Here is a 24,813-nt window from a genome sequence, read left to right as displayed (position 1 = left end):
TCTTTGTGATTTATTTGTAAATAAATGTATCTAACCGTCTCAGGATACTCTGTCTAGTAGAAGCGTGCTGCCGTTGATGCGATAAGGTAAGGAACATTATTTGTCTCTTCTCGGCAGCCATTCATTGTGATAATTCTTGTCTTGGGTTTAGTTGTTTCTATCATTGCGATCGTTATTTTTTCTAGCAAGCTTAGCCGCGCCTTAAATAGCGCCCCAAAGATTTCAATTGATCCTGATTCAATTGATTCTTCTTTCTCGGTATCCGTCATCATTCCTGCATATAACGAAGCTGCAAATATCGAGGCTTGTGTCATATCTGTTTTAGAAAGTACAGATTTAGAGATTGAAGTTTGGGTTGTGGATGATCAATCGACGGATGAAACGGCTGCGATCGTTGAACTTCTACAAGGCTCCCGTCTAGATCCCAGATTGAAACTTTTATCGGGAAAATCCCGCCCAGGAGGGAAGATTTGGGTCGGCAAAAATTGGGCCTGTACTCAAGCCGCTCAGCAGGTTCAAAGCGAGTTTCTCTTATTTATCGATGCAGATGTGCGATTGAAGCCAAAGAGTATTGAAACGGCGATCGCGTATGCTCAACAGGAAAAAATCGATTTGCTTTCGCTTGCCGTTGTGATTCTGTGTCGTCATTGGTCGGAATGGTTAGTGCAGCCGATTGTTGTGCTTTTACTAGGGGTCGGATTTGATTTTGCTCCTGTCAATGATCCGACTTCGGACACCGCGTTTGCGGCAGGACCATTCATGCTATTTCGTCGTAGCGCTTATGACGCGATCGGCGGACATGCAGCCGTGCACGATCAAGTGGTGGAAGATGTCGAATTGAGCCGTCGCATTAAACAACAACATTTCAAACTGTGGTACGGTTTGGGAGCTAATCTGGCTGAAGCGCAGATGTATCAATCTTTTTCGGCTTTGTGGGAAGGTTGGACGAAAAATTGGTTTATGGGGTCAAATCGCAACTATCAAGCCGCCTTGTACTGTGTATTTGTCACATTCATGATTTTTGCGCTGCCTTGGATTGGGATAGTGAGTGGACTGATTGATCTGGCGCTCTCCTCGCTCACGATTTGGAATGCAATCGCGTTGAGCATCAGCGCGATCGGCATTTTTCTGCAATATCGAGTTCGACGCGAGAGCGCGCCCTTTACTACTATCCCACTGCAAAACTGGTGGATGATGGGAGCCGGAGGATTAGTGGTCTGTGCGATCGTCTTGACCTCGATCATTAAAACCGAGACAGGTTGGGGTTGGACTTGGCGAGGCAGACAGTTAGAAAGACTCTAAGAGCGAAAGGTTACTTGTAAACCGCACACCTGAAAGGCAATCTCAGTTTCGATCCTATGTCTACTCGCTTTCCTAGGCATCTAGAAAAATAAAAAGAGGGCATATTAGCATGCCCTCTTTGCACAATTCCAGATTATTGCTAGTTCAGCGTATCGACAAGCTGCTTAATTTTGCTTTCTTGTCGTTGCATCACTTGCTCGGGAAACTGCAATTCAACGATTGTGCGATCGCCCATGATCAGGTCTACCTGTTCTACCTTTGCAAGCAGTCGATTTGGCAAAGATTCATCCGCAGTCTGACTCAAGAGCACTCCAACCAAAGGCTGATAGTACTCTAAGAGCCTGACATCTTCGATCGCGTCAGATTGAATTTCTAATCTCAAACTGCGATTGCTAATTTGAGTCGCAATGCCTGAGTAGAATTGCCCTCTCCAATAAAGTTGAGCATGTGCATGAATCTGTTTCCGCACTCTCGTGACATTGCTTGGCTCAGCATTGCGCTGCTGGAACGATCGAAAGAAGCTGCCTGCAATGAACTTGAAAGACTGCAACGGATCGTCCACGTTTTCCCGTTGCTGCGAGTACCATTCCCGCACATCTGAGTAAATCACAATACTGAGGGCATCCAGCTGAGCGCGGGTGAGATCAATAAACTCGATCGATAACATCGACTGCGTTTCACTGACCGGGACGATCCGAATAATCTGACCTTTTACAAACGCGCGCGCACCGTAGTCTCCCACCAGTTCGATTTCTGCATCTTCGAGAAAATCTGCCCAACTCTCAACAATCAACTGGCAACCCGTTTCGCTGACATTCTGAGTATAACCAGAGACGGCTGCCCCATTGCTGTAAAGGGTTGCAGGCAACTTGCGATCGAGTCGATGCGCCCGTCTCAACTGGGGTTGTTCTAATGCAACCAATAATGCCGAAACAATCAGCAGCAGGTTGAAAATACTCCAAGCCATGTTGACTAACACAGCTTCCGCATCTTGAGGGCGCAAAATCAACCAGAACGGAACTGCCGCGATCGCAGCGATAACTAGCAACGTGACGACCGCTAGCGCTCTTGCTGAACCCCAATCGAAACTGCGTTTTGTCACCGATAACCCCTTATCTGTGACGTTGAAGCTTCCCAACTTCGGATTGACCAATGCGAGGAATGTCACAATTCCAGCGTGGAATGACATGGCAAACTCATAGATCTCATTCCAGAACGAGAAGCGGACATTTTTGTAAGTAATGTAGTTTGCGTAAGTTGACACAAAGAAGTGGGGCAGTGCGTAAGCCAGCGTCTCTAACCCTAAACCTCGGATTGGATTAATCCCGAACACGAGAAACAGTGCAGGCGCAAGCGCATACATCAATCGAGGAAATCCATAGAAGAAGTGAGACGTTGCACTGAAATAACAGATTCTTTGCCCGATCGACAATTTCAACTTCGGATTGAACAAAGGGTTTTCAATCCGAAGAATTTGTGCCATTCCTCGCGCCCATCGAATTTGTTGACCGACATAAGCTGAAAATTTCTCTGGTGCAAGTCCAGCTACCATGATCTTGTCATAGTAAATCGACTCATAGCCCAAAGAATGCAGTCTCAACGAGGTATGACAATCTTCCGTCACCGTTTCTACTGCAATTCCACCCACTTCTAGTAAGTGCGATTTTCGGACAACTGCCGCAGAACCGCAGAAAAATGCTGCGTTCCAAAAATCATTTCCTTTTTGTAGCACCTTGTAGAACAATTCATTCCCGACTGGAATTTTTCCGCCTGTCTGCAAGTTTCGTTCAAAGGGATCAGGGTTGTAGAACCAGTGAGGGGTTTGAACGAGAGAAACTTTAGGACTGTAGAAGAATCCAACGGTGTCTTTCAAAAAGTGACGGACTGGAATGTGATCACAATCGAGAATGAGAACAAGGTCGCCGCCTGTCCGACGCAGCGCTGTATTGATGTTTCCAGCTTTCGCATGGTCGTTGTTATCTCGCGTGAGCAGCGTGCATCCTAGCTCAGCACACATTTGCCGTAACTGCTCACGTCTTGCCCGGAACTTCTCTGCACGACCATCATCGAGAATGTAAACTCGTTTCTTGTCAGCTGGATAGTCGATCGCTAATGCTCCGAGTGCGGTTTTGCGAACAATCTCCACATCCTCACTGTAAGTTGGAATGTAGATATCGACCTTAAACCATTGATTCTCGGGAATCGTTGCCAGATCAACAGCCTTGCGCTCTTTGAGCTTTAGGGTTTGGAAGAACGCTAAAGCGAGCGTCATGATGGCATATAGTTCTGCTAAAAAGAGCAGCACACTGCACACCGCATCAAGCCACCCACTTGTCAGATTGAGGGTGTAGTTGGTGCGGTAGTAAAGATAGCGAAACGTTGTAATCAGACTGAGCCACACCATGAAAAGGTGTAGATACTCGCTCGTCTGTCCTTTTGCGTGCTTGTGCTCGATGTCTGTGACGCCCCAGCCCAATCCGATTAAAAGGATCGCCACAATTCCTTGCTGCCAAATTTCAAGCGGAGTGATGATGAGAGGAATTGCGAGTACGAGCAGCAGCACCATCAGGAAGACAAGCTGAGGAGCGCTATTTCTCTGAAAAAGTCGATCGAAGAAATTTGGAATGAGTTCGACAAACCAAGCTAGAACTCTTTGTCCTTTACTTTGGTAGCGTCTTGGAGATGAATTTGCCATGATCAATTAACCTCCAACTTGCTTCAAAAAAAGCTGACTGATGCCATAGAGCACGACTGAGCTGCCGACAATGCCGACCGGAAGCAGATACCACTGTTCTTGCAGGAATTGCCTTGCCTTGCTCACAATGCTTGTGTCTTCAATTCGACGGCGCTCCGATTGGCTCACAAACTGCATTTGATAAGCGTTGGAATCGAAAGGTGAAGGATTCGTTTGATTCGTGCTGATGAGAGCCGTGTCTTCTTTAAGTTGGTAGAACCAAAGGTCGTTGCTGAAGACATCTTGAACTTGCTTCAAGCCGAAATCTGTTTGAGCGGTCAGTGCTAGTAGAACGCGATCGCGATTCCAAGGCGACATCATGCTCTTGATCACACCGCCTTGATCGGGTAAGACGTTAATCTTCTCTTTGCCTGATTCTCTTGTGAAAGAATCCATCAGACGAAAACCGCTATTGGCTTGCAGCATTTCCTGAATGGGGAAGCGATCGCGTGTCCCAATTCCGACTAAATGCCGATCTTTTTTCACTGCTTCAGTCAGGCTTCCAGGCTTGTAGACATCGAGCTTGACGGATTGAGCTTGGCTGAGCCGCCCTAAACGCTCACTAAATTTCAGCAGCGTCATCACATCTGCTTCAGTCGGAGCGTCAGGAACCACGATCGCCGTTTGGGAAAGATCTTGCGGCGCGGCAAATGGATAACCCGTGGTCAACAGTTTGAGGTCTGGTAACTCGACAGAGTTTTCACGGTTGATCTTGAACTCTGTTGAACTGTGAACGGTTCCCGACAGCTGCTGATCGCTGACCTGGCCGCATTTCAAAGATTCTTTGGGATAGAGATCGAAAGCAACATCAATTACAGAATCCGACTTGATCAAATTGGGCGGCAAATCAACGTTGAACGTTTCATTACTTGCGCCATTATCAGAAGTCAGTTTCTTGCTTCCGACTGTAACGCCATCAATTCGTACAGAGAGCGAAGACTTGCGGGTGTTGACTTGAGCGCTGTAGCTATATTTCAAATTCATTGAGCTACCCCGTAACATGCGATCGTCGGGCAACGCTCGGAACTGAAACTGAACAGGTGGCGCAGAAGTTCCACGGACTGTCACATCCTTAAATGGCTTGTTATCCAATCCTTTCAAAGCGCTCAATTGGAATGAATCTTCAAGTGGCAAGTAGCGTTCCCAACTGCGAGGTTTCGGGCTTTCGACTTCCGCAACATTCTGAACTAAGACAACTTGCCCTGCCCCAATCTGGCTATTGCTCGGTTGCACCAGGAATTGAACTGCTTTCGCAACTGCTTCTGGACTGTTTCCAGAAGCAATGAGAACCGGAATACCACCGTTGTTGAGCGTTGCTAGCATCAATACACCGACATTGTCAGGAAGTGCCGTTTTATTCCCATCCACGATCTGATCGTTCGTGATGTTCAAAGGCAACTTCATCGATTTGAGAGTTGGTTGGTCTTTGGGTGTGCCGATGATGATTAAGCGATCGTTCCACTGAAACTTCTTGGTGTCTTTTACCAGGCTGGTTTCTAGCGATCGAAAATCAGCTAACCGTCCGAAATGCGCGTGAAAACGACTCGTAGCAGTGAGCCAAGATTCATTCACTTGTCCAGGCAGAAGATAGTTCAACCGAGTTGTATCTAAGCCAAGATTGTCAAAGAACGGCAAAGGATAGCGGCTGAAATCTAATGCGAGTGCCTGAGGCTGATAATCCAGCACCACTTTCGAGTCAGGCAGAACTTCTGACCAGAGGGCTTTATCGTCAGGATTTGCACAAGTTGGGGAATTGGATTGTTGAGCGACTAAAGTGACTTCGTTGTAATCCTGAATCAGATTCGCTGGGATATTCACCACTGCTTCACCGATTTGAGCATTCTTCAAGTTCAATGGAACGCTGCCAATGCTGGTATCGTTAACGCGGACAATCAGATTCGATTTGTCTGCCACGATCGCGGGAGAATGCTGAAATCGAACGACAACTTGTGCAGTTTTGACCGTCCAGTTTTTGGGTCGTGTGAAGCCAATCCGCGCTTCAGCGTAGGTTCCCTGTAAACGGAAACGGTTCCCGATCGCTGGACTCCGGTTGAATTCTAAAACATATCGGCTCAATGCTTCAGCGCTGGCAGCTTTCGTTGGCTCAGACTTTGGCTCGGCTTTGGGTGCAGATTGCGACGGTGCGGGTATAGCCGATTCTACAGGCGCAGGTTGTGACGGTGTAGGCTCGTAGTAAGGCTCTGCTGCTGGTGGTGTTTCAACGATAGGAGCAGGTTCAGGCTGATAGACAGGGGCTTGTGGGCGATAGACAGGTGCCTCAACTGGCGTGGATGGGAGCTTAAAGTCCCGAATGAGCTGATCTTCCTGTCTTTGAACACCTTGAGCTGAGATAGGTTGCGGGGTGTGCAGCAGCACGATCGCAAGCCCAGTGACTAAACCTGCACAGCAGAGAATTAATGCCCGTTTCAGCAGTGTTTTAGAAAATCGACGTGGATGTCCTGAATGAGAGGACTGATCTGAAAACCGTTTGTTCATGGGAGGGATATAGTTGCAGCTTGAGTAGGATCTGTAAGATAAGCCGCCATGACATTTGGAGGGAGCAGTCCAAACCAGGCGAGATTCTGAGAGTAATAAGCGGAATCGTTATCCCAGAATCCGTTGCGATACGCGGGCAGGAGCTTTTCGGTGAGAATTTCCTCAGCGATCGCGGGATCAATCACTCGGAAGGCAGCATATAACATGCCGTATTGCGAGGTGGCTTCGTAATCCACAACAGCCTGTCCTTGTAAATCGAGTTTGGCAGGAATTTTGCGCTGAGCTTGCCACATCTGTTTGAGATGTCCCAGATTTGATTGAAGGTATGACTTCGCTCTTGGCTCATTAAACCAGGTCGCATCCAAGGCAACCCGCCACCAAACTCGACTCGCATCAAAACCATATTGGGTAATCAGTGGACTGCCTGGATCTAATGCACTGTACTGTCCATTTTTCGGATCGAGGGCAATCCAATCGCTCGGTAAGCCTACAGGGGAGACTTTCGAGGATTGCTCTAACATCTGATAGCTACTATCGACTAGACTCAGCCAATTTCGCTCTGAATCAACTTGGGCAAAGAGACGAAAGGCATAAGGGGCAAGGTATGAGGGGTTCGCTTTGAGCTTTTCGTTGCGCTGGAATAGATTCACAGCGCCAGGGAGGAGATATCGTTTCTGATCGGCTGGAAGCGTGACGGTTGCTTTTGCCCAAAGATCTTTTAATTTACGGCGCGCGAGGGTGAGATAGTCCGATCGCTGCCATCGTCGCGATGCCAAAATTAATGCGGTAATTCCATCAATATCAGCATCGCTCGCAACATTTGGATCGAGGATTCTCCACTTGCCTCCAGCGTCCTGTCCCCATTTCCAAGCCCAGAGAGAATCGATCGGAGTCTGAGATTGATCTTGTCGTCGCAGGTTGGTTTCTGCCCAGCGTAGCGTTCGTTCAAATGTTTCGGGATCGTCTGCAATCACGGCTCGAAGCATGGCGTAGGCTTGACCTTCTGAAGTCGAGCGACCCGTCGCTTCCCAGTCGATCACGCGACCATCGGCTTGAATAAATCGCTTTCGATAAGCTGTCCAACTCTCAGCAAGTAAGGCACGATGGTCAGAAACTTCCACGCTAGAAGCCAATGTCGATCGCGGAGGTGGAACGGTGCAAGACACTAAGCCACCGATGCTAATGCATCCGATAATCGTGAGCGGGACAAGCAATCGCAGCATACAGTTAAGTCACCGTTAAGTTAATAACGTTCCCAAGGCGGCTGGAAACCGCGTTGTTGCAACATTCCTTCCTGGAGTTTCTGAATTCGTTGCTCCAGTTCTAAATCTGATGCTCCTTGCTCGGTCTGTTGAATTTTCAGCCGTTCAAATTGATCTAGTGCTGCCAAAGGTTGACCTTGAGCCGCAGAGAGTTCAGCCAGCGATCGCTGAGCAATCAAATTGTCTGGATTCATTTCCAGGATTTGAGTGTAGATATTTTCGGCTGATGTAAATTGTCTCTGTTGGAACTTCACTCCCCCTAAACCAGAAAGTGCGTCTAAATTCTCAGGTTCAACTTTCAAAATTGCTTGATAAGCATCTTCTGCACGATTACTATTTCCGAGTGTTTGCTCTAATTGAGCTTTGAGGAATAACAGAGAAAGATTAGTACGATCGTCTGATGCAGTTCGCCGTACTTTCGCAATCAGCCGATTTGCCTGTGCTCTCGCTTGCAGCGGATCGCGACTGGCTAACAGTTGAATCAACCGCACCTGAACCGGAACATTTGTGGGATCAGCTTCAATGAGAGCGTTGTATAGAGGTTCGCGGCTGACATCACTCGGTAAAATTCCTACCAAGGTATACAGTTCAGCAGGCGTTTCAGAAGGGCGAGACTGCAAGAATCGAGCCAGCACAACTTCTGCTTCACGCTCTGAAATTTTCTTTGCCTGATAAGCAACAGAAGTGCGACCGAGTTGAAGTTGTAAATCGTCAGGGTTGTCTGCAATTAAGCGATCGTACAATTTCAAGGCATCGTCAAAACGGTTTTGAGACAGTCTCAAGCCTGCGAGAGAACGAATTGCCCCTGCTTTCAACTCATCATTTGCTGAGGCACTCGCAATTAAAGTTTCATAGCGTTTTGCGGCAGCTTCTAAGTTACCTTGTCGGCGATCGAGTTCTGCAAATAGCAGTTCTGGAGCTTGGTCGCGTGCGCCAACTGGAGTAGATTGATAGCGAGATAAAGCCGCTCTTGCCGCTTCAAATTCGTTACGCTCAATCAAAAGCTGCGCGTAACGGAAGTTCAAAAACGGTTCACTGACTTCTTTCTGGATTAATGTCTCATAGATGTCGAAGAACTCAGGATCGGGTTCTAATCGAACCAGTGCTTGAGCGATCGCAAATTGTTGAGCAGGCTCGTTCGGCAAACTTTGTAAAATCGGTCTTAAACGTTGCCGAATTTCGCTTTGATTCAGCGTGCCAAGCTGGCTCTCTAATGCCAATTGCTGAATGACTAAAGTCTGATTGTTCGGTTGTTGCTGAACGAGTTGACGATAGATCTGTAGAGCCGTTTGGCGCTCTTGAGAAATTCCACCCAAGACATCTGCAATCTCTCGAAGCAGCGTTGGAGAAGGGTTCGATGTTGATGCTAAGACCTGTCTGTACAAGGCTCCTGCCTGTGCTAGAAGTTCTGGGCGGTTTTCCTGTCTGCCCAGTTCATTCAATGCACGTGCTAACGGCAACCGAGAATCAGTGCGATCGCGTAATGGATCAAGGATTGCAAGTGCCTGCGCCGACTGCCGATTTGCCAAATAAGCTTGAGAGAGTTCAGAGCGTACTTGAATTCCAAACGCATTCATTTGCTTTGGAAGTTGCCCTTCTAAAATTTGAATAGCTTGAGTATTGTTTCCTGCTGCACGCAAAGCACGGGCATAGGCGATCGCTGCATTGCCCGTAATTTGAGCATTGGTGCGAGAACGATATCGCTCAAATAACTCCAGCCCTTTCTGGACATCTCCAGCATAGGTATAGATTTGAGCGGCTCCTAGCAAAACTTCTGGCGTTGGATTTGTTGCTAAGACCATCTCATAATCTGCAAGTGCCTCGGTAAAACGACCTTGATAGCCATACAGCAAGGCACGTTGGGCACGTGCTTCAGTTTCCCCTGCGTTGAGTTGAAGCAGCGTCGTCAAGGCATCGATCCCTTGCTTTTGCCACTCTGGCTTAAAGCTTGCTAAGAGTCCTACTGTTTTCAGGGCTAATTGATTGTTCGGATCTTGTTGCAATACGCGTTGATAGGCTTGCCATGCTTCAGCATCACGACCTGCTCGACGCAACGAGATCGCCAATCCTAGCTTCGCTTCAACTGAGTCTGGATAGCGTTGAATCGATCGCTGGAATGCTTGGATTGCATCGTCTACCCAACCTTTGCCGAGTAGCGTATAAGCTTGACGGACATCCGCAGGGATGTTTTGCGTTTGAGCGATTGCCATTTGTGCCTCTGCAAGAGTCAGCAGAGGTGTTCCGGCAAGTAGCCATCCAAGGCAAAGAGAGAGCGTGAACTGTTTCTTAACGCGAGACATCTTAGCAGGGTGTTTCCGTGTACTCATGATGCAGGTGAATTATTGAACCAGTCTTCCTCTGGGTGTGACATCAAATTCGCTTCTAAGACGAACGCCCGCGATGGTTTCCGAGAAATTATTGCGCTGTTGGACTGAGAAGCCCACACGCAAGTTCGACAGAAGCTTGAAGTCGTAGAACAACTCCAAAGCATCGGGTACATTTTCGCCACTGTTCCGTCTGAGCTTGTCATTTGACAACGCGCGACCGTAAGCGAGTCCTAAACGATCGTCAGGGCTAAATAAATCGAGGAAGGTGATGCCCCCACTGAAGGTGTCGCCACTTTCGTCTAGATCAAGATTGTTATAGCGTCCATATCGCCCGAAGATTCCCATCTTCAAGTTAGGAATGAAAACTTCTGCATTGACACCATAAGCTTGTTCTCGATCGCCTTTTAATAATCCAGTACGACCTCCGCCCCGGTTCAGCTGGAAAATTTCTTGGAAGCCGCTGTTTGAGCCAGAATCTCGATCAGTGGCGTAGGTTCCACGCACGATCAAGTTTCCGTAGCGCATCCCCAACTCACCAGCAAAACCGTCTAAGGCAAAGTCGCTTAATCCCTTTGAAGAAGAGAAGACCGCAGCTTTTGCTTCGATGTTGTCCGTCAAGCTGAAATTAACAAGTGCGCCAGGACGAGATGCAATACCCGTTGCGCTGAGAGCAGGGTTCGTTTGGAAAATCGGATTGAAGAAGTGAGTTGCACCGTCTTTTGCGAAACTATTGCGATCGAAGTAGGACGTAAAATCGATTTGTCCAACTACAAAGCGCAGGTTGGGAATGTCACGCGGAGACGTTGCAAAATACAGCTCGTTTACATTAAAGCCGTTGTCGGGCGTATCTGTGAAACCTTTTCCAGTCGTGACATCTAAAGTTGCTCCCACTAAGGCACTTGGGCTAAGAGGGTATATGCCGTAAAGTCTTGCCCGTGCCGAGGTTTCATCACCTTGATAAAGAAAAACACCTTGAAAGGTCAAACTTGGAGGTGTTAAGGCTGTACTTCGCATGAACGGACGATTGGGTCGTCCTAGCATCTCCGCATCGCGTCCGGATTGGGCTAAGAAGTTCGCTTTATTTTGGGCGGCAATCGATGGAGCTTCTGTCGATGTTGTCGGAGATTGCAGTGCGATCGTAGGGTTGAATGCGTCTGGGTTAATGCCGCGAATCGATGCAGTCGAAGCCTTAAAACGGGGCGTGGGGACTAGATTCGTACCGACATCACTGCCAGAGAGGGTAGAAGCGACTAGTGATGGAGAATCTGGCTCAGGACGTTGAACGCTTTGAGCAGCAATTGGAACTGTAGCAGCAGGCGGAGCGAAACTGGGCATCGCAGCAGTTACAGGCTGCACAGAGGTCGCTTGACCGGATAATTGTTGAATTAAATCTGCTTCGCTCTGATTCACGGGTTGCGATTTCTCAATCAGCAAAGCTGGGTTGCTGGGTTGGGAAACAGCAGCAATCTTTTCAGGAGATTTGGAATTTAAGGGGTTTGCTTGGGCTGAATTACCGAAACTTGCCTGAGTCGTCAGGACTGTTAAGACTGACGAGAAGGCAACCCAAGAAATGAGAGAGATAAATTTAGGAAACCGGGATACATCTGACATGCTTCACCCACACCATATTGACTTGATAGACAGGTTTTTACTGTTTGGACTTGGACGAACTGCGAAGCCTGTTCTAAGTAATCTCACGAATTAACTCGTGCTTTTAAATACTTAATTTGATGACCCTACGGCTTCTGGAAAGCTGAATTTCAGTACTACAACTTGCGCCAGCATTTCCCATGCCTAGAGTTCCCGCGAAATCTCGGAATGAAACCTCAAATTTTCTCTGGTTATTACTCTTTTAACTTGCCTGGTAAAAAATGACACAATTATTTGGACGGTGGGCAAAGTGTCCTTGAAAATTAGAAATGTGAGTCAGTTCAGCTGTCAGGGAATGAATAAGGGTGTTGTCTGACATTTGCGATCGCTAGACAAATTGACTACCCTCTACCCGTGATGAGTTATGAAAAGTTTGCAGCAATTTCTCCGTAAATTTGCGAGTAGTACCCTGATTTCGCTTCTGATTCTTTGCACAGGCTGTACCCAGATGCCATTTCTGAGTAGTTCTCAACAGACGACGACTTTATCCATGCAAGTTGAGGCAACTGGAGAAGCAGGCGTTTACAAAATCTCAGGTCAAACAAATCTGCCAGAACAGACTCAGATTACCGTTCAGGCAATCCGAGCGCTGCAAATTCCGGGACGAGATGTACAAATCGCTGCTGAGCGGTCTTACTCGATCCTGGCAAAGACTCAAGTGAGTGTTGAGAAAGGCAAATGGCAAACCTTGCTGAATCTGTTGCAACCTGGTCAGAATGGGGCTTTAGAAACTTGGCAGCAGAGCAATCAAGAATTGGCTTTGAAATTTCAGCCCGATAATCAGGTGAGATTTCTAGCACTGACTGATCCAACTCGAAGTTCGATCTCAGTGCAATCACAAGCCCAAAAGAATCAAGCAACCAGTGTTCAATTCACTGCAGATGGGAAAAGTTACTTACAGACAGAACAGTGGATGTCGATCGAGCCGCCAACTGCGAAAGTGGCGAGTCAGAAATCCGGTACAACTGTGGTGAAAGTTTCAGTTCAACCTGTCAATAAAGTAAACGATGTGAAAGAGCAGATTGATGCTGCACTTCCTGTAAACGCATTTATGCGTTGACACAAGATAGGTTCTGCAGGCTCCCAAATGCGGGACTTTGAATTGAAGCAATGATGGGGCACTTGAGCAGGTGAGCTTGAGTGCTTTTTTGATTACTTCTGGACTACCCAAGCTGGATCAAGTGCTTGAAAGCGTTGAGCGAGATGATTCAGAGGAGCATCAGAGACAGGAGTTGAAGTTGATGCAGGCTCGACGCGCAGCGTGCTTTGGATCGTTTCAATCTCAGTCATGATGTGCTGAAGTTGGCTTTGGAGCTTTTGCATTTTTGCGATCGCATTCGCTTCATTGGCAGCAGTAGTAGACTGAGCTACCGCAGTCGAGCGTGAAAATCCCAGATAGGTTTGGGCTGCATGAAGAGGTACGGCAGTTTGAATTTGAGCCGCAAGAGGTTGAGTTACTTGAGTTGACCTGACAGTAGGTTGAGGTGTGACCAACTTAGGAACGCTAGCAGTAGGGAGCGGCACATCTTCATCGAGGAAAAACTTCAAGTTAGAATCTGCTAGATAAGCTTCAGACATCAGCGTGTTCTGCAACTGAGCTTCTTTCTGCTTCAGCTGCTTTTCTACTTCTAGGAGTTGCGCTTCAGCGAATTCTGCGTTTTGGGCAGCACGTCTCCAACCGAGAGCCGCACAGATCGTTAGGCTAGTTCCCAAGCTGAGAAAGCCGGCGATCGCGAGATAAGGAGTTGCAACCTCTCTCAATTGTCCCTCAAATATACGCTCTTCCTTAAATTGAACCGCGAGCGGCTGAGAACCATATAGCGTAAGAGGGACAGCAGAGGCTGAGAAGACCGCTCCAGCACTGAGGGCAGCAGGCACAAAGAGTTTTGCAAGTGAAGACATAAGTGACTGTTCTGAGTATCTTGGTTAGAAAACCGGGTTAGAGCAGTAATTTCTTTGAGTGATCGCGGCCAGGATTCACGATGGAAACGGAATCAAGACAACCGACAGCACTCGGAAGGATTACTTATTGCTACTAACCTTAATCTGTTTAAGAGGGAAAACAGGTGTAAATCTGATGAAGAATCGCCAAATCACAGAAAAGTTTCTGTAAAAATGCGGTTGTTTTTATCAAGATTCACGAAATTCAACGGCTAACAGAGGTTAGATCCGTAGAGGCGAAATCGCAGAGGTTTGTCGCGATTTCAGGAATTCACAAAAGTTTCATCAATGAAGATGAGACTTTTGTCTGAGGGTTACGTCAAGGATGGAAGAGTATTTTAGATGAGCATTTTCGCGATCGCTGCTTCAGGTTTAATAGCGCAAGATTCCTCTGCTTTATTCAGGTTTCTCTTTCAAACATTCCCGAAATCATGAGACTCAATCAGCGAATTGATTGCTTTGTAAATAGGCTCCGTGAATTCTTGATTCGATCAATTTTGCATCGGCACTTGAGCCGTAAACCGTTCTATCCAATTCTGTTTGTCGCCGCGATCGCCGCAATTCTTTTCAATTTCATTGCACCTGAATCTTTGCCTTCTGTGGCTCAGATGACCGTGCGAATTCAACTTCCGCTCTCGACACGGGGATCTGAGATTGTAGATGCGGCAGGACAACCTGTGTTGCTGCGAGGGGTGAACTGGTTCGGGCTGGAGACAGAGACGAATTCGCCGCATGGGCTTTGGGCGCGTGATTATAAAGAAATGTTGGGGCAGATCAAGGGGTTGGGATACAACGTGATTCGATTGCCGTATTCGGTGCAAGGATTGCGGGCGGCTGAGGTAAGCGGGATCAATTTTGCGATCGGGAGCAATCAGGAATTACAGGGGAAAAAGCCGATCGAGGTAATGGATGCAGTGATCCAAGAGGCAGGACGGCAAGGATTGATGGTGTTACTGGATAGCCATCGCTTAAATAATCAGCGCATTCCTGAGCTTTGGTATGGCGATGGATTTACAGAAGAGGATTGGATTTCCACTTGGACAATGCTGGCAGAGCGATATAGGAATCAGCCGCATGTGATTGGGGCTGATTTGAAAAATGAACCGCATGGCAAAGCAAGTTGGGGTACTGGAGATCGAGCAACAGATTGGCGATTGGCGGCAGAACGGGCTGGAAATGCCATTTTGAAAGTAAATCGCAATTGGCTGATTGTGGTCGAAGGGGTTGAGAACAATGTGCCAGGGCAGAGACTGAAGCACTGGATGGGCGGCAATCTTGAAGGGGTGAAGCGATTCCCGGTTCGTTTAGCTGTGCAGAATCGCGTGGTTTACTCGCCGCATGAATATGGTGCAGGGGTCTTTCAGCAGCCTTGGTTTTCTGCGATCGATTTTCCGCGGAATCTGACCACCCGATGGGAGCAAGGATTTTTTTATATTGTCCGACAAAAGATTGCGCCGATCTTTGTTGGAGAGTTCGGCGGTCGGCAAGTTGACGAAAAATCTAAAGAAGGGATTTGGCAGCGCCGATTTGTGGATTATTTGAAGCGCAACCAATTAGGATTCGCGTATTGGAGTTGGAATCCGAATAGCCAGGATACAGGTGGGATTTTGCAGGATGATTGGGTCGCGATCGATCAACCGAAACAACAGTTACTCAATCAATTGCTCCCCGTTCAACCGATGCAGACCCAAGCTCGTTAACAGCACACTGTTTGAATATCAGTTGGTTTCACGTCAATGGGTCTCACGCTCATGGATTTAACGTTAGTGGGGCGGGGACATTCCTCGCCAACACTTTACTTAAAGTTCTTCACCGGGTTCTAGAATGCGCTGAAAGAGATAGCCTGTTCCACGAGCCGTCAAGATCAGTTCTGGATTGCTCGGATCGTCTTCCAGTTTGGCGCGCAGGCGGGAGATATGTACGTCTACAACGCGGGTATCGACATGGCGCTCAGGCGTATAGCCCCAAACTTCTTGGAGAATTTCCGATCGCGAAAATGGCTCGCCGGATCGGCTGACTAAGAGTTCGAGCAGGCTGAATTCCATGCCCGTTAAGCGAATCCGTTCGTCCCCTTTGTAAACTTGGCGTTTGTTGGTATCGATACGAATGCTGTTAATGTGGATGACGCCAGAACTGGGAATTCCGGTTACGCCCGTTTTGTCTACCCGACGCAGAACCGAACGAATGCGAGCTTCGAGTTCTTTAGGCGAGAATGGCTTGACGACATAATCATCTGCACCCAATTCGAGTCCGGTAATACGATCGGCAACATCACCCAGAGCAGTGAGCATGATGATCGGGACATCGGATTCTTTACGGAGTTCTTGGCAGACACCGTAGCCATCCAGCTTTGGCATCATGACATCGAGAACGACGAGATCGGGATCAGCGTTGCGGAATGTATCAAGGGCTTCTTCCCCATCAGCAGCCGTCACGACATCGTAACCAATCATTGAGAGCCGAGTTTCTAGAATACGACGAATGCTTGCTTCATCGTCTACAACCAGAATTTTTTCTTTATGACTTTCCACGATTTGTAATACTCCTTAAGTCAAATCCGTAGTCGTTAATTTTTCCAACTTTTATTATGGAGATAGTAGCTCACTTTTTAATTTTCAGGGCATCAAATCCTGATTATGTCTGAGCTTCAAGCTTTCTTAAGCTTTGCTAATGTCTACACGCAATTTATCATTAATTTTTACGAATGCCTAAAGTACGATCGACGTTTGTTTGCAATGAATGTGGGGCTGAATTTTCTCAACATTTTGGGCGCTGTCCGAGCTGTTCCACATGGAATTCGTTAGAGGAACAGGTCTCGCGCCCAACGACTCCCCCTGCGGCGGCTCAGATGACCCGGTTACGAGGCGCAACGAAAGGGCGTATGCAATCCGACTCTCCCGCCCGCGCGATCGCGTCGTTGAAATTGAATGAGATTTCGGATACGGCGCAGGATCGATTAGGGTCAGGATATGTGGAACTCGATCGCGTTTTAGGAGGCGGAATCGTACCAGGATCGCTGGTGTTGATTGGGGGCGATCCAGGAATCGGGAAATCGACGCTGTTGCTGCAGACAGCGAATCGATTAGCGACGAAATATCGGACGCTATATGTCTGTGCGGAAGAATCCGGGCGACAAGTGAAACTGCGAGCGCAACGGCTTGGCGTTGGCAAGCAGGGAGAAGCAACTGAACTGCTAGAGCCTTCTGAGGAGCAAGGCAGTCTGCATTTATTGCCAGAGATTGATTTAGATACGATTCTGGCAGAGTTGGAATCGCTGAAGCCAAGAGTGGCGATCATCGATAGTATTCAGGCGTTGTACTACAGTGCGTTGACTTCGGCTCCCGGATCAGTTTCACAGGTGCGTGAGTGTACTTCGGTGCTGATGCAGGTCGCAAAACGGCAGAATATTACGCTGTTTATCGTCGGGCATGTGACCAAAGAAGGCGCGATCGCGGGTCCAAAAGTCTTAGAACACTTGGTTGATACTGTTTTGTATTTTGAAGGCGATCGCTTTGCAAGTCATCGATTATTGCGATCGGTGAAGAATCGATTCGGAGCAACTCATGAAATCGGCGTATTTGAAATGGTCGATCAAGGGCTGCAAGAAGTTCTGAATCCGTCGGAATTGTTCTTAGGCAGTCGAGAAGAAGCGGCAACCGGAACAGCTACAATCGTCGCGTGTGAAGGAACTCGTCCGATTGTGGTGGAATTGCAGGCTTTGGTGAGTGCGACGAGTTATAGTTCACCTCGTCGATCGACGACAGGGATTGAATACAATCGATTGCTGCAAATTCTGGCAGTTCTAGAGAAACGGGTTGGCATTCCGTTATCGAAGTTGGATGCCTATGTTGCGTCGTCGGGTGGGTTGAATGTTGGGGAACCTGCGGCGGATTTGGGCGTAGCAGTCGCGGTGGCAGCGAGTTTTCGCGATCGTATTGTTGATCCCTACACGGTTTTGATCGGTGAAGTCGGTTTGGGGGGGCAGGTGCGCCCGGTTTCGCAGACGGAATTAAGACTGAAGGAGGCGGCGAAATTGGGATTTAAAAAAGCGATCGTTCCCAAGGGCGCGAGTTATGGAGATGTCGGGATGGAAGTGATTCCAGTGTCGCGGGTTTTGGATGCGATCAGTGTCGCGCTGGCGGGAAGTCGGGCGCGACAGCAAGAGGAACATGAAATTGAGCGGGAGGATGTCGTCGAGTAGAGAAGTCATCGGGAGGTGAGATAGAATTCTCGGTAGGTTTTCCTTTCGTTACAGCTTGGATTATGCGTCAACAAGAAGCCCTTGCAGTACTGGCAAACCATCAAACAACGCTGAAGAGTTTTGGCGTGAAGTCTCTCATGCTGTTCGGTTCAGTGGCACGGGATGAAGGGCGAACAGACAGCGATGTGGATCTGCTAGTAGAGTTTGATCGTCCGGTCGGGTTATTCACGTTTGTACGCTTGAAGCGATATCTGGAAGAGATTTTAGAGTGCCCGGTTGATCTGGGCACGCCTGACTCTCTCAAACCTTACTTGCGAGAACCCGTTTTTCGGGAGGCGATCCGTGCCTTCTAGAGATTGGCAAAATAGAGTCAGAGACGTGCTAACTGCGATCGTGGAGATCCGAGAGTTTACAAACGGGATCACGTTTGAACAGTTCCAAGCCGATCGAAAGACGATCAGTGCCGTTTTGTATAACCTTGCCATGATTGGTGAAGCAGTTCGTATCATTCCACCTGACTTAGAAGCTTCACACCCTGAAATTCCCTGGAACGACATGCGCGGAATGCGGAATATCGTGATTCACGAGTACTTTCAAGTGAATTTGTCTATCATCTGGCAAACGATTCAAGAAGACCTTGTTTCATTGGAATTTTCTCTTCGCCAATTACTAGACCCTTGAGGACAAAGCTAAAGGTTGCACATCATTGTAAGGATGCAAGGGGAGAAGTTTTAGTTGCGCCCTTTTATGGATGGGTGATCAGGGCAGTAGCGGACGATTTCGATCGTTTGAGGCAATACGCCGACCATTAGCGCAAACGCTTCGCTCGGTAAGCGGGACACTAATTCGGCTCCAAAATAATTTTCAAATTGATTCAGGATCATTTGCGCGCGCTGAAACGGCAGCGCATTATCTGTAATCTGCTGCGTTAAACGAATCCATTGCCGACGAATTAAATAAGCCTTCTGCCGCTCATCGTGAGCTTTTGGATACACTAATGACAGATCTCCGACTGCCAACACCCCTTTGCAATCTCGATCGAATAAATTTCCGACCGCTGCACCTGGACCTGCAAACTCCGCGTGAAACTGCTTATAAATAATTAATCCATTTCGTCTACGGCTATTCACTATCAGCGATTGCCCGTGGCTAAGCTGAGTCAGAACATCAGACACTTTACGTAAAAAACAAGAACTTAAAGTTTGTGCCACTACACTCTAGTGGCTTTTTTCTGATCTGTCATGGGTGATGGACAGTTTCAAGACAGGATCATTGGCATTCTCGATACCCTTATTTTCGCCCCTGGCTTGCAAGCTGAATGCGATCGCTGAGTTGCCGTAAGGTTTGCGCCATGCTGGAGTCTTTCTCTTTTAATTGTCCGATTTTTTCGCAACTGTACATGACCGTCGTATGATCCTTGCCCCCAAACACTTCACCGATTTTTGGCAGACTCAATTCAGTGTGATGACGCATTAAATACATCCCAACTTGTCGAGCAACGCTGATTTCTCGACGGCGAGAGTTGCCTTTGAGATCCTCGATCGATACTCCAAACGCCTCTGAAACCGAGTTCAAAACCGCTTCAGGCGAGGCTTCAACTTTCTCGATCGGGGGATTCAGCATCGGAGCAATATTCTCAACAGTCATGGGCAACCCAGAGATTGAGATATATGCTACCGCACGAATCAGTGCGCCTTCTAATTCCCGAATATTCGAGGTGTAGCTAGAGGCGATGTACTCGATCACTTCCCGCGGCAGTCGCATGTTCTCGTATTCAGCTTTTTTCTGCAAAATTGCCATGCGAGTTTCGAGATCAGGCGGTTGAATATCGGCGATTAAGCCCATGGAAAAGCGAGAACAGAGCCGCTCTTGCAGGCGAGGAATCTGATTCGGGGGGCGATCCGAGGCGAGTACAACTTGTTTGCCTGCTTCGTGCAACGTATTGAACGTGTGAAAGAACTCTTCTTGGGTGTATTCCTTGCCTTCGATAAATTGGATGTCATCGACGAGGAGCACATCAGCAGCACGATAGCGATCGCGAAAACTCTGCAAATCGTCTTTACGAATGGCGGTGATCAAATCGTTGGTAAATTTCTCAGTTGAGACGTAGAACACTTTCGCATCCGCAGAAATCTCAAGACGGTAATGCCCAATCGCCTGCATCAAATGAGTTTTGCCCAGTCCGACCCCACCGCAGAGGAATAAAGGATTGAATTCTCGTCCGGGAGATTCGGCAACTGCCAGCGACGCGGCATGTGCCATGCGGTTATTCGGCCCGACAACGAGACGAGAAAAGACGTATTTCGAGTTGAGGTCAGTAGACTTGCTTGCTTGACCCTGAGCAGGTAACTGGTTATTAATCGGCGGAGGTTCCGTCATGAACGGATAAAACAAATCGGCATCCTCCTCGACCACCGCATCCGGATCAGGCACAAACCGAAATTGCACCTCGACCGGACGACCGAGAACATGGTGAACGACTTCGAGAATCGTTTTCATGTAGTACTTCTGAATCCAGTTCTTGGCAAATGGATTCGAGGTTCTCAACGTTAAACAAGTTTCTGTCAGCTCTTCAGGGATCGCCGTTTTCACCCACGCCTCAAACGTTGGGCGGCTGAACTTGAGGGCCAAAACGTCCAGAACTTCAGACCACATTCTATCGATCGAACTGTCTACCGCCATAGTTGCGCTCCGAACCCCAGACCAAAGCATAGAATAATCTACTCTATTGCATTTTGCCTCGAAGCGATCAAGCGAACTTTTTTTCGATCAAAACCGCATTCTGCGGTAATATCGATCGCTTACGTTAGCATGAGAGCGTAAAATCATTTAAGACTTTTATCTGATTTTTAGTCCTTACCTTTTGGCTTTCCGTGGTGAACACTTCCCCTTCCAGAGTTGATCTTTCTAAGCTCTACCCGTTTGAACTCGACGAATTTCAATTGAGCGCGATCGCTGCACTGGATGCCGGAAAATCCGTTGTCGTCTGCGCCCCTACCGGATCAGGAAAGACGTTAGTGGGGGAATATGCGATTCATCGCGCACTCGCAGGTGGGAAACGAGTGTTTTATACCACGCCGCTCAAAGCCCTCTCAAACCAAAAGTTACGAGATTTTCGAGAAACGTTTGGAGCCGAAAATGTCGGGTTGCTGACGGGAGATATTTCAATCAATCGAGACGCACCGATCGTGGTGATGACAACTGAGATCTTTCGCAACATGCTGTATGGCACACCGATCGGGGAAGTCGGGACTTCAATGATTGGCGTAGAGGCGGTTGTGCTTGATGAATGTCATTACATGAACGATCGCCAGCGCGGCACAGTTTGGGAAGAGTCGATTATTTACTGTCCGCCTGAGATCCAACTCGTCGCACTCTCGGCAACCGTAGCAAATAGTGATCAATTAACCGATTGGATCTCGCAAGTTCATGGTGAGACGGAGTTAATTTATTCAGATTTTCGTCCGGTTCCGCTGCAATTCTCATTCTGCACTCCGAAGGGACTGTTTCCACTGTTGGATGAGACGGGCAAGAAAATGAGTCCAAAACTGAAGCCGAAGCGCGCTCAGTACCGTCCAAGAGGGGCAAATCAACGCGGAGCAACTCGCCCAGAACCGCCCAGTTTGGCATTTACGATTAGCCAACTGAGCGCGAAGAATATGCTCCCGGCGATTTATTTCATCTTTAGTCGCCGGGGTTGTGATAAAGCGGTCAATGAACTGGGTGCTTTAACCTTGGTGAATGACGTGGAAACGGCAAGGTTAAAAAAACGGATTGATGATTTTCTCGATCGTAATCCTGAAGCCGGACGAGCAGGACAAGTTGAACCGCTGTATCGAGGCATTGCCGCTCACCATGCTGGAATTCTCCCGGCTTGGAAAGGATTAGTTGAAGAACTGTTCCAGGAAGGATTAATTAAAGTCGTATTTGCTACAGAAACACTGGCAGCGGGGATTAACATGCCTGCGAGAACGACGGTGATTTCCAGTCTTTCTAAGCGGACAGATGCAGGGCATCGATTGCTGAATCCTTCCGAGTTTCTGCAAATGTCAGGGCGGGCAGGACGACGCGGCATGGACGATCAAGGCTATGTTGTGACGGTACAAACGCCGTTTGAAGGGGCAAAAGAAGCGGCGTATTTAGCAACGTCTGGAGCCGATCCATTAGTCAGCCAGTTCACACCCAGTTATGGGATGGTGTTGAATTTGTTGCAAACGCATTCGATCGAAGAAGTAAAAGAATTGATCGAACGCAGTTTTGGACAATATTTGTCAACGCTTTATTTACGCCCGCAACAGCAAGAACTCGATCGCTGTAAGCTCGAATTAAAACAACTTGAAACGATCGTTTCTGACATTGATTGGAAGCTTTTGACGCAATACGAAAAGCTACAAGGGCGAATCAAAGAAGAGAAGCGCTTGCTGAAAACGTTGCAGAGTCAAGCAGATGATATGCAAGCAGGGGAACGGGCGATCGCACTTTCTTTTGCCGTTGCCGGAACTGCTTTAACACTGAAAGGAGATGGCTCCACACTAATTCCAGCCGTTTTGGTGATGAAGGCTCCTGGTTCTGGGCAGTTTCCTTACTTTGTCTGTTTGGGGCAGAACAATCGCTGGTATGTGGCAAGCGTCGCAGATGTGGTTGCCCTTCGAGGTGAGATTCCGCGATTGCAGGAAGTCGATGAGTTGACCCCACCTCCGGAGTTGGTATTTAAACCAGGACAGGCGCGTCGAGGAACAGAAGAAAGTGCAGCGATCGCACAAATGATTCCCGACCCCGCCGGATTGCCAGATGATGCGCCGGAAGTTTACGCGCAGAAGCAAAGGTTGAATGCTGTTCAGGCTCAACTTGAGGCGCATCCAGTGCATCAGTGGGGCGATCGTCCCCAAATTATCAAGCGGCAGAAGCGGATAGAAATGCTGCAAAGTGAGATTGACGATCGACAAGAAAAACTCGATCGTCAATCTCAACGACACTGGGAAGAATTTGTGGCGCTGATCGAGGTACTCAGGAAGTTTGGATGTCTGGATGATTTGACTCCGACAATTCTTGGAGAAGCGACGGCTGCAATTCGCGGAGATAACGAACTGTGGTTAGGATTGGCGCTGATGTCGCATGATTTGGATCATCTTGATCCGCATCACTTGGCGACCGCTTGTGCTGCCTTAGTAACCGAGGTTTCGCGTCCGGATAGTTGGACTCGCTATGACGTGTCGGAACCTGTGCTAGAAGCGTTGAGCGAGTTAAGACGGGTGCGACGGCAACTGTTTCAGGTGCAGCGGCGGTATCAGGTCGTGCTTCCGGTGTGGCTAGAAGATGAAATGGTGGGATTGGTCGAGCAGTGGGCTTTAGGAGTCGATTGGTTGGAGTTGTGTAAGAATACGAGCTTGGATGAGGGAGATGTAGTGAGATTGTTGCGGCGGACGTTGGATTTTCTGTCGCAGATTCCGCATACGCCCCACGTTTCCGATGCTTTGAAGGCGAACGCGGGACGGGCAATTCAATTACTCGATCGCTTCCCGGTCAATGAAAGTGTGGAGTGACATTACTTTTCCTGAAGTGTTTCGAGGGAAGCACTAACCACATCGTCTTGGTTTGCTATGCGGGAGTGAAACTCGAACGATCGCAGACCTAATTCCGGCAGCAGTTCACTTTATTGCGTTGCACTCATCAGATATACAAGCTCCGATCCAAGCGATCGCAATATTCTGTATAGTTTTGTTAGGAGTCTTAGGAGACAAAATTTATGGCAGTAGTCACTTACTTTGCATTAGTTGGCAGCATGATCGCGGTTGCTTATGGCTTATTTCTCGCCTTCCGCTCGATCAAGCTCATCTAGGCAAGATGGGGGAATGGGGAGAGTTAAAACAATTTCTTCTGTTGCCTGTTGCGAAACATCGCACACGATTCTCCCCATCTTCCACTTTTCCAGTTCCTACTCCTCTATCTCCCTAACCTTTTCTTCACCCCACTCAACTTCAACACATCCTCCATCGTCGAGCAATAATTCGCCATCCCAAAGGATGCCGGACTCACTGGATTCAGATGTGTAAAGTGGCGATATTTCATCGAAAACCGATCCCATTCGCCCACCTGAATCCGAAACAGAAAGATGATAATATCCGCCATCCACAAGAGCGGAATATTCATCAAGGGGCGTAATTTCAGGTAATCACACAATTCCTCGATCGCTTGATTTACCGTAATTTTTGCATTGCCTAAAACTAAACTTTGTCCCGGTGCGGGATGATCGACCAAGTATCGCACAACCTGGGCAATATCATGTCCATGTGTAAAGTGAAAACTTCCATCCGCTTTAAACAGCCGAATTAATTTCGCCCATTTCGCGACGCCGGGAATTCCGGCAGTGATGGCTGAATAAGGATATCGATCTCCACCGCCAATCACTAAAGTTGGAAAGAGTTTGGTGATTTTCTTAGAGATCTCTAACTGCTCTAATTGCTCATAGCAAAGATATTTTGACTTCAAATACTCATTGCCCATTTCCTTCGCTTCAGGCAAGAGTTGATTTTGACGATCGAGAATACTCGCAGTCGAAAAATAGAGAATTTGCTCCACCCGATTTGGATCAAGCATGGAAATCAATTGCAGATTCCGCTCCACATTCACGTCATAAACAGCATCTCCACCCCAAGCGGTTGCCGCTAAGATTGCACAATCGATCGTCTGTAACAAATCCCGATGCTGCTCAATCTCCTGCATATCAGATTGAATCACAGTCACATTCGGTCTGAAAGTCACATCAATCTTGAGCTTTCGGGCATCCCGAACTAGCAAAAATAATTCATGCTCAGTCTCTTGGATCAGGGTTTCAACAAGGTAGTGACCAATGCAACCTGTTGCACCTGTCACAAAAATTCGCTTGGTCATTGGGGGAGG

The 24,813-nt window shown here is 48.0% G+C and carries 18 protein-coding genes; 8 read left to right on the top strand and 10 right to left on the bottom strand.

Annotated features, from left to right (window positions below):
* Positions 1-126: 126 nt before the first annotated feature.
* On the top strand, positions 127-1,302 hold the full coding sequence (locus tag OU814_RS22435) for a glycosyltransferase (protein WP_268242154.1): 1,176 nt from the start codon (positions 127-129) through the stop codon (positions 1,300-1,302).
* Between the two features lie 139 nt (positions 1,303-1,441).
* On the opposite strand, the gene bcsA is transcribed toward OU814_RS22435, so the two are convergent.
* The 5 genes from bcsA to OU814_RS22410 are packed head-to-tail and all read right to left on the bottom strand — an operon-like array spanning position 1,442 to position 11,732.
* Positions 1,442-3,997, bottom strand: coding sequence for a UDP-forming cellulose synthase catalytic subunit (bcsA, locus tag OU814_RS22430; protein WP_268242153.1), 2,556 nt, complete (start codon positions 3,995-3,997; stop codon positions 1,442-1,444).
* Positions 3,998-4,003: 6 nt separating this feature from the next.
* Positions 4,004-6,532, bottom strand: a complete 2,529-nt coding sequence (locus tag OU814_RS22425; protein ID WP_268242152.1) for a cellulose biosynthesis cyclic di-GMP-binding regulatory protein BcsB — start codon at positions 6,530-6,532, stop codon at positions 4,004-4,006.
* Complete coding sequence (locus OU814_RS22420) at positions 6,529-7,755, bottom strand: glycosyl hydrolase family 8 (RefSeq protein WP_268242151.1); 1,227 nt, start codon at positions 7,753-7,755, stop codon at positions 6,529-6,531. Before OU814_RS22420 ends, OU814_RS22425 begins: the two co-directional genes overlap by 4 nt.
* A 20-nt stretch (positions 7,756-7,775) precedes the next feature.
* Positions 7,776-10,121, bottom strand: a complete 2,346-nt coding sequence (locus tag OU814_RS22415) for a tetratricopeptide repeat protein (protein WP_268242150.1) — start codon at positions 10,119-10,121, stop codon at positions 7,776-7,778.
* A gap of 12 nt (positions 10,122-10,133) precedes the next feature.
* Positions 10,134-11,732, bottom strand: coding sequence for a hypothetical protein (locus OU814_RS22410; protein ID WP_268242149.1), 1,599 nt, complete (start codon positions 11,730-11,732; stop codon positions 10,134-10,136).
* A gap of 403 nt (positions 11,733-12,135) precedes the next feature.
* Between OU814_RS22410 and OU814_RS22405 the strand changes: the two genes are divergently transcribed.
* Positions 12,136-12,831 (top strand): hypothetical protein, encoded by a 696-nt coding sequence (locus tag OU814_RS22405; protein ID WP_268242148.1) that lies wholly within the window; start codon positions 12,136-12,138, stop codon positions 12,829-12,831.
* 92 nt (positions 12,832-12,923) lie between these two features.
* On the opposite strand, the gene OU814_RS22400 is transcribed toward OU814_RS22405, so the two are convergent.
* Positions 12,924-13,673 (bottom strand): hypothetical protein, encoded by a 750-nt coding sequence (locus tag OU814_RS22400; protein ID WP_268242147.1) that lies wholly within the window; start codon positions 13,671-13,673, stop codon positions 12,924-12,926.
* 521 nt (positions 13,674-14,194) lie between these two features.
* On the opposite strand from OU814_RS22400, the gene OU814_RS22395 reads away from it, so the two are divergent.
* The gene (locus tag OU814_RS22395) at positions 14,195-15,412 is read left to right on the top strand and encodes a glycoside hydrolase family 5 protein (protein ID WP_268242146.1); all 1,218 of its coding nucleotides are present in this window, start codon (positions 14,195-14,197) and stop codon (positions 15,410-15,412) included.
* Positions 15,413-15,511: 99 nt separating this feature from the next.
* Here the strand turns inward: OU814_RS22395 and rpaB are convergent, their stop codons facing one another.
* A complete protein-coding gene (rpaB, locus tag OU814_RS22390) occupies positions 15,512-16,243 on the bottom strand; it encodes a response regulator transcription factor RpaB (RefSeq protein ID WP_017291398.1) in 732 nt (243 codons plus the stop codon).
* A gap of 173 nt (positions 16,244-16,416) precedes the next feature.
* Between rpaB and radA the strand changes: the two genes are divergently transcribed.
* From radA to OU814_RS22375, 3 genes are all read left to right on the top strand, one after another.
* Entirely contained in the window at positions 16,417-17,913 is a 1,497-nt protein-coding gene (gene radA, locus OU814_RS22385; protein ID WP_017291399.1) for a DNA repair protein RadA, read from the top strand.
* A gap of 62 nt (positions 17,914-17,975) precedes the next feature.
* Positions 17,976-18,266, top strand: coding sequence for a nucleotidyltransferase family protein (locus tag OU814_RS22380; protein ID WP_017291400.1), 291 nt, complete (start codon positions 17,976-17,978; stop codon positions 18,264-18,266).
* Positions 18,256-18,594, top strand: coding sequence for a HepT-like ribonuclease domain-containing protein (locus OU814_RS22375; RefSeq protein ID WP_026149034.1), 339 nt, complete (start codon positions 18,256-18,258; stop codon positions 18,592-18,594). The genes OU814_RS22380 and OU814_RS22375 overlap by 11 nt, the downstream gene beginning before the upstream one ends.
* Positions 18,595-18,644: 50 nt before the next feature.
* Here OU814_RS22375 and OU814_RS22370 read toward each other — a convergent pair whose 3' ends face one another.
* Complete coding sequence (locus OU814_RS22370; protein WP_144056300.1) at positions 18,645-19,124, bottom strand: hypothetical protein; 480 nt, start codon at positions 19,122-19,124, stop codon at positions 18,645-18,647.
* A 79-nt stretch (positions 19,125-19,203) separates the two neighbouring features.
* Positions 19,204-20,595: a chromosomal replication initiator protein DnaA gene (gene dnaA / locus OU814_RS22365; protein ID WP_026149035.1), complete on the bottom strand. Its 1,392-nt coding sequence runs from the start codon at positions 20,593-20,595 to the stop codon at positions 19,204-19,206.
* 194 nt (positions 20,596-20,789) lie between these two features.
* Between dnaA and OU814_RS22360 the strand changes: the two genes are divergently transcribed.
* Positions 20,790-23,456, top strand: a complete 2,667-nt coding sequence (locus OU814_RS22360) for a DEAD/DEAH box helicase (protein WP_268242145.1) — start codon at positions 20,790-20,792, stop codon at positions 23,454-23,456.
* Between the two features lie 203 nt (positions 23,457-23,659).
* A complete protein-coding gene (gene petL / locus OU814_RS22355) occupies positions 23,660-23,752 on the top strand; it encodes a cytochrome b6-f complex subunit PetL (RefSeq protein WP_017291405.1) in 93 nt (30 codons plus the stop codon).
* Between the two features lie 104 nt (positions 23,753-23,856).
* On the opposite strand, the gene OU814_RS22350 is transcribed toward petL, so the two are convergent.
* Positions 23,857-24,804, bottom strand: coding sequence for an NAD-dependent epimerase/dehydratase family protein (locus OU814_RS22350; protein WP_017291406.1), 948 nt, complete (start codon positions 24,802-24,804; stop codon positions 23,857-23,859).
* Positions 24,805-24,813: the final 9 nt, after the last annotated feature.

The organism is Leptolyngbya sp. GGD (genome assembly GCF_026735145.1).
Lineage (GTDB): Bacteria > Cyanobacteriota > Cyanobacteriia > Leptolyngbyales > Leptolyngbyaceae > Leptolyngbya > Leptolyngbya boryana.
This window is presented reverse-complemented; position numbering and strand designations above follow the sequence as displayed.

Coding starts and splice junctions, on each gene's coding strand:
- petL (WP_017291405.1), top strand. CDS start 23,660: ATGGCAGTAGTCACTTACTTTGCATTAGTTGGCAGCATGATCGCGGTT.
- OU814_RS22400 (WP_268242147.1), bottom strand. CDS start 13,673: ATGTCTTCACTTGCAAAACTCTTTGTGCCTGCTGCCCTCAGTGCTGGA.
- bcsA (WP_268242153.1), bottom strand. CDS start 3,997: ATGGCAAATTCATCTCCAAGACGCTACCAAAGTAAAGGACAAAGAGTT.
- OU814_RS22410 (WP_268242149.1), bottom strand. CDS start 11,732: ATGTCAGATGTATCCCGGTTTCCTAAATTTATCTCTCTCATTTCTTGG.
- OU814_RS22415 (WP_268242150.1), bottom strand. CDS start 10,121: ATGAGTACACGGAAACACCCTGCTAAGATGTCTCGCGTTAAGAAACAG.
- OU814_RS22405 (WP_268242148.1), top strand. CDS start 12,136: ATGAAAAGTTTGCAGCAATTTCTCCGTAAATTTGCGAGTAGTACCCTG.
- radA (WP_017291399.1), top strand. CDS start 16,417: ATGCCTAAAGTACGATCGACGTTTGTTTGCAATGAATGTGGGGCTGAA.
- dnaA (WP_026149035.1), bottom strand. CDS start 20,595: ATGGCGGTAGACAGTTCGATCGATAGAATGTGGTCTGAAGTTCTGGAC.
- OU814_RS22425 (WP_268242152.1), bottom strand. CDS start 6,532: ATGAACAAACGGTTTTCAGATCAGTCCTCTCATTCAGGACATCCACGT.
- OU814_RS22380 (WP_017291400.1), top strand. CDS start 17,976: ATGCGTCAACAAGAAGCCCTTGCAGTACTGGCAAACCATCAAACAACG.
- OU814_RS22350 (WP_017291406.1), bottom strand. CDS start 24,804: ATGACCAAGCGAATTTTTGTGACAGGTGCAACAGGTTGCATTGGTCAC.
- OU814_RS22420 (WP_268242151.1), bottom strand. CDS start 7,755: ATGCTGCGATTGCTTGTCCCGCTCACGATTATCGGATGCATTAGCATC.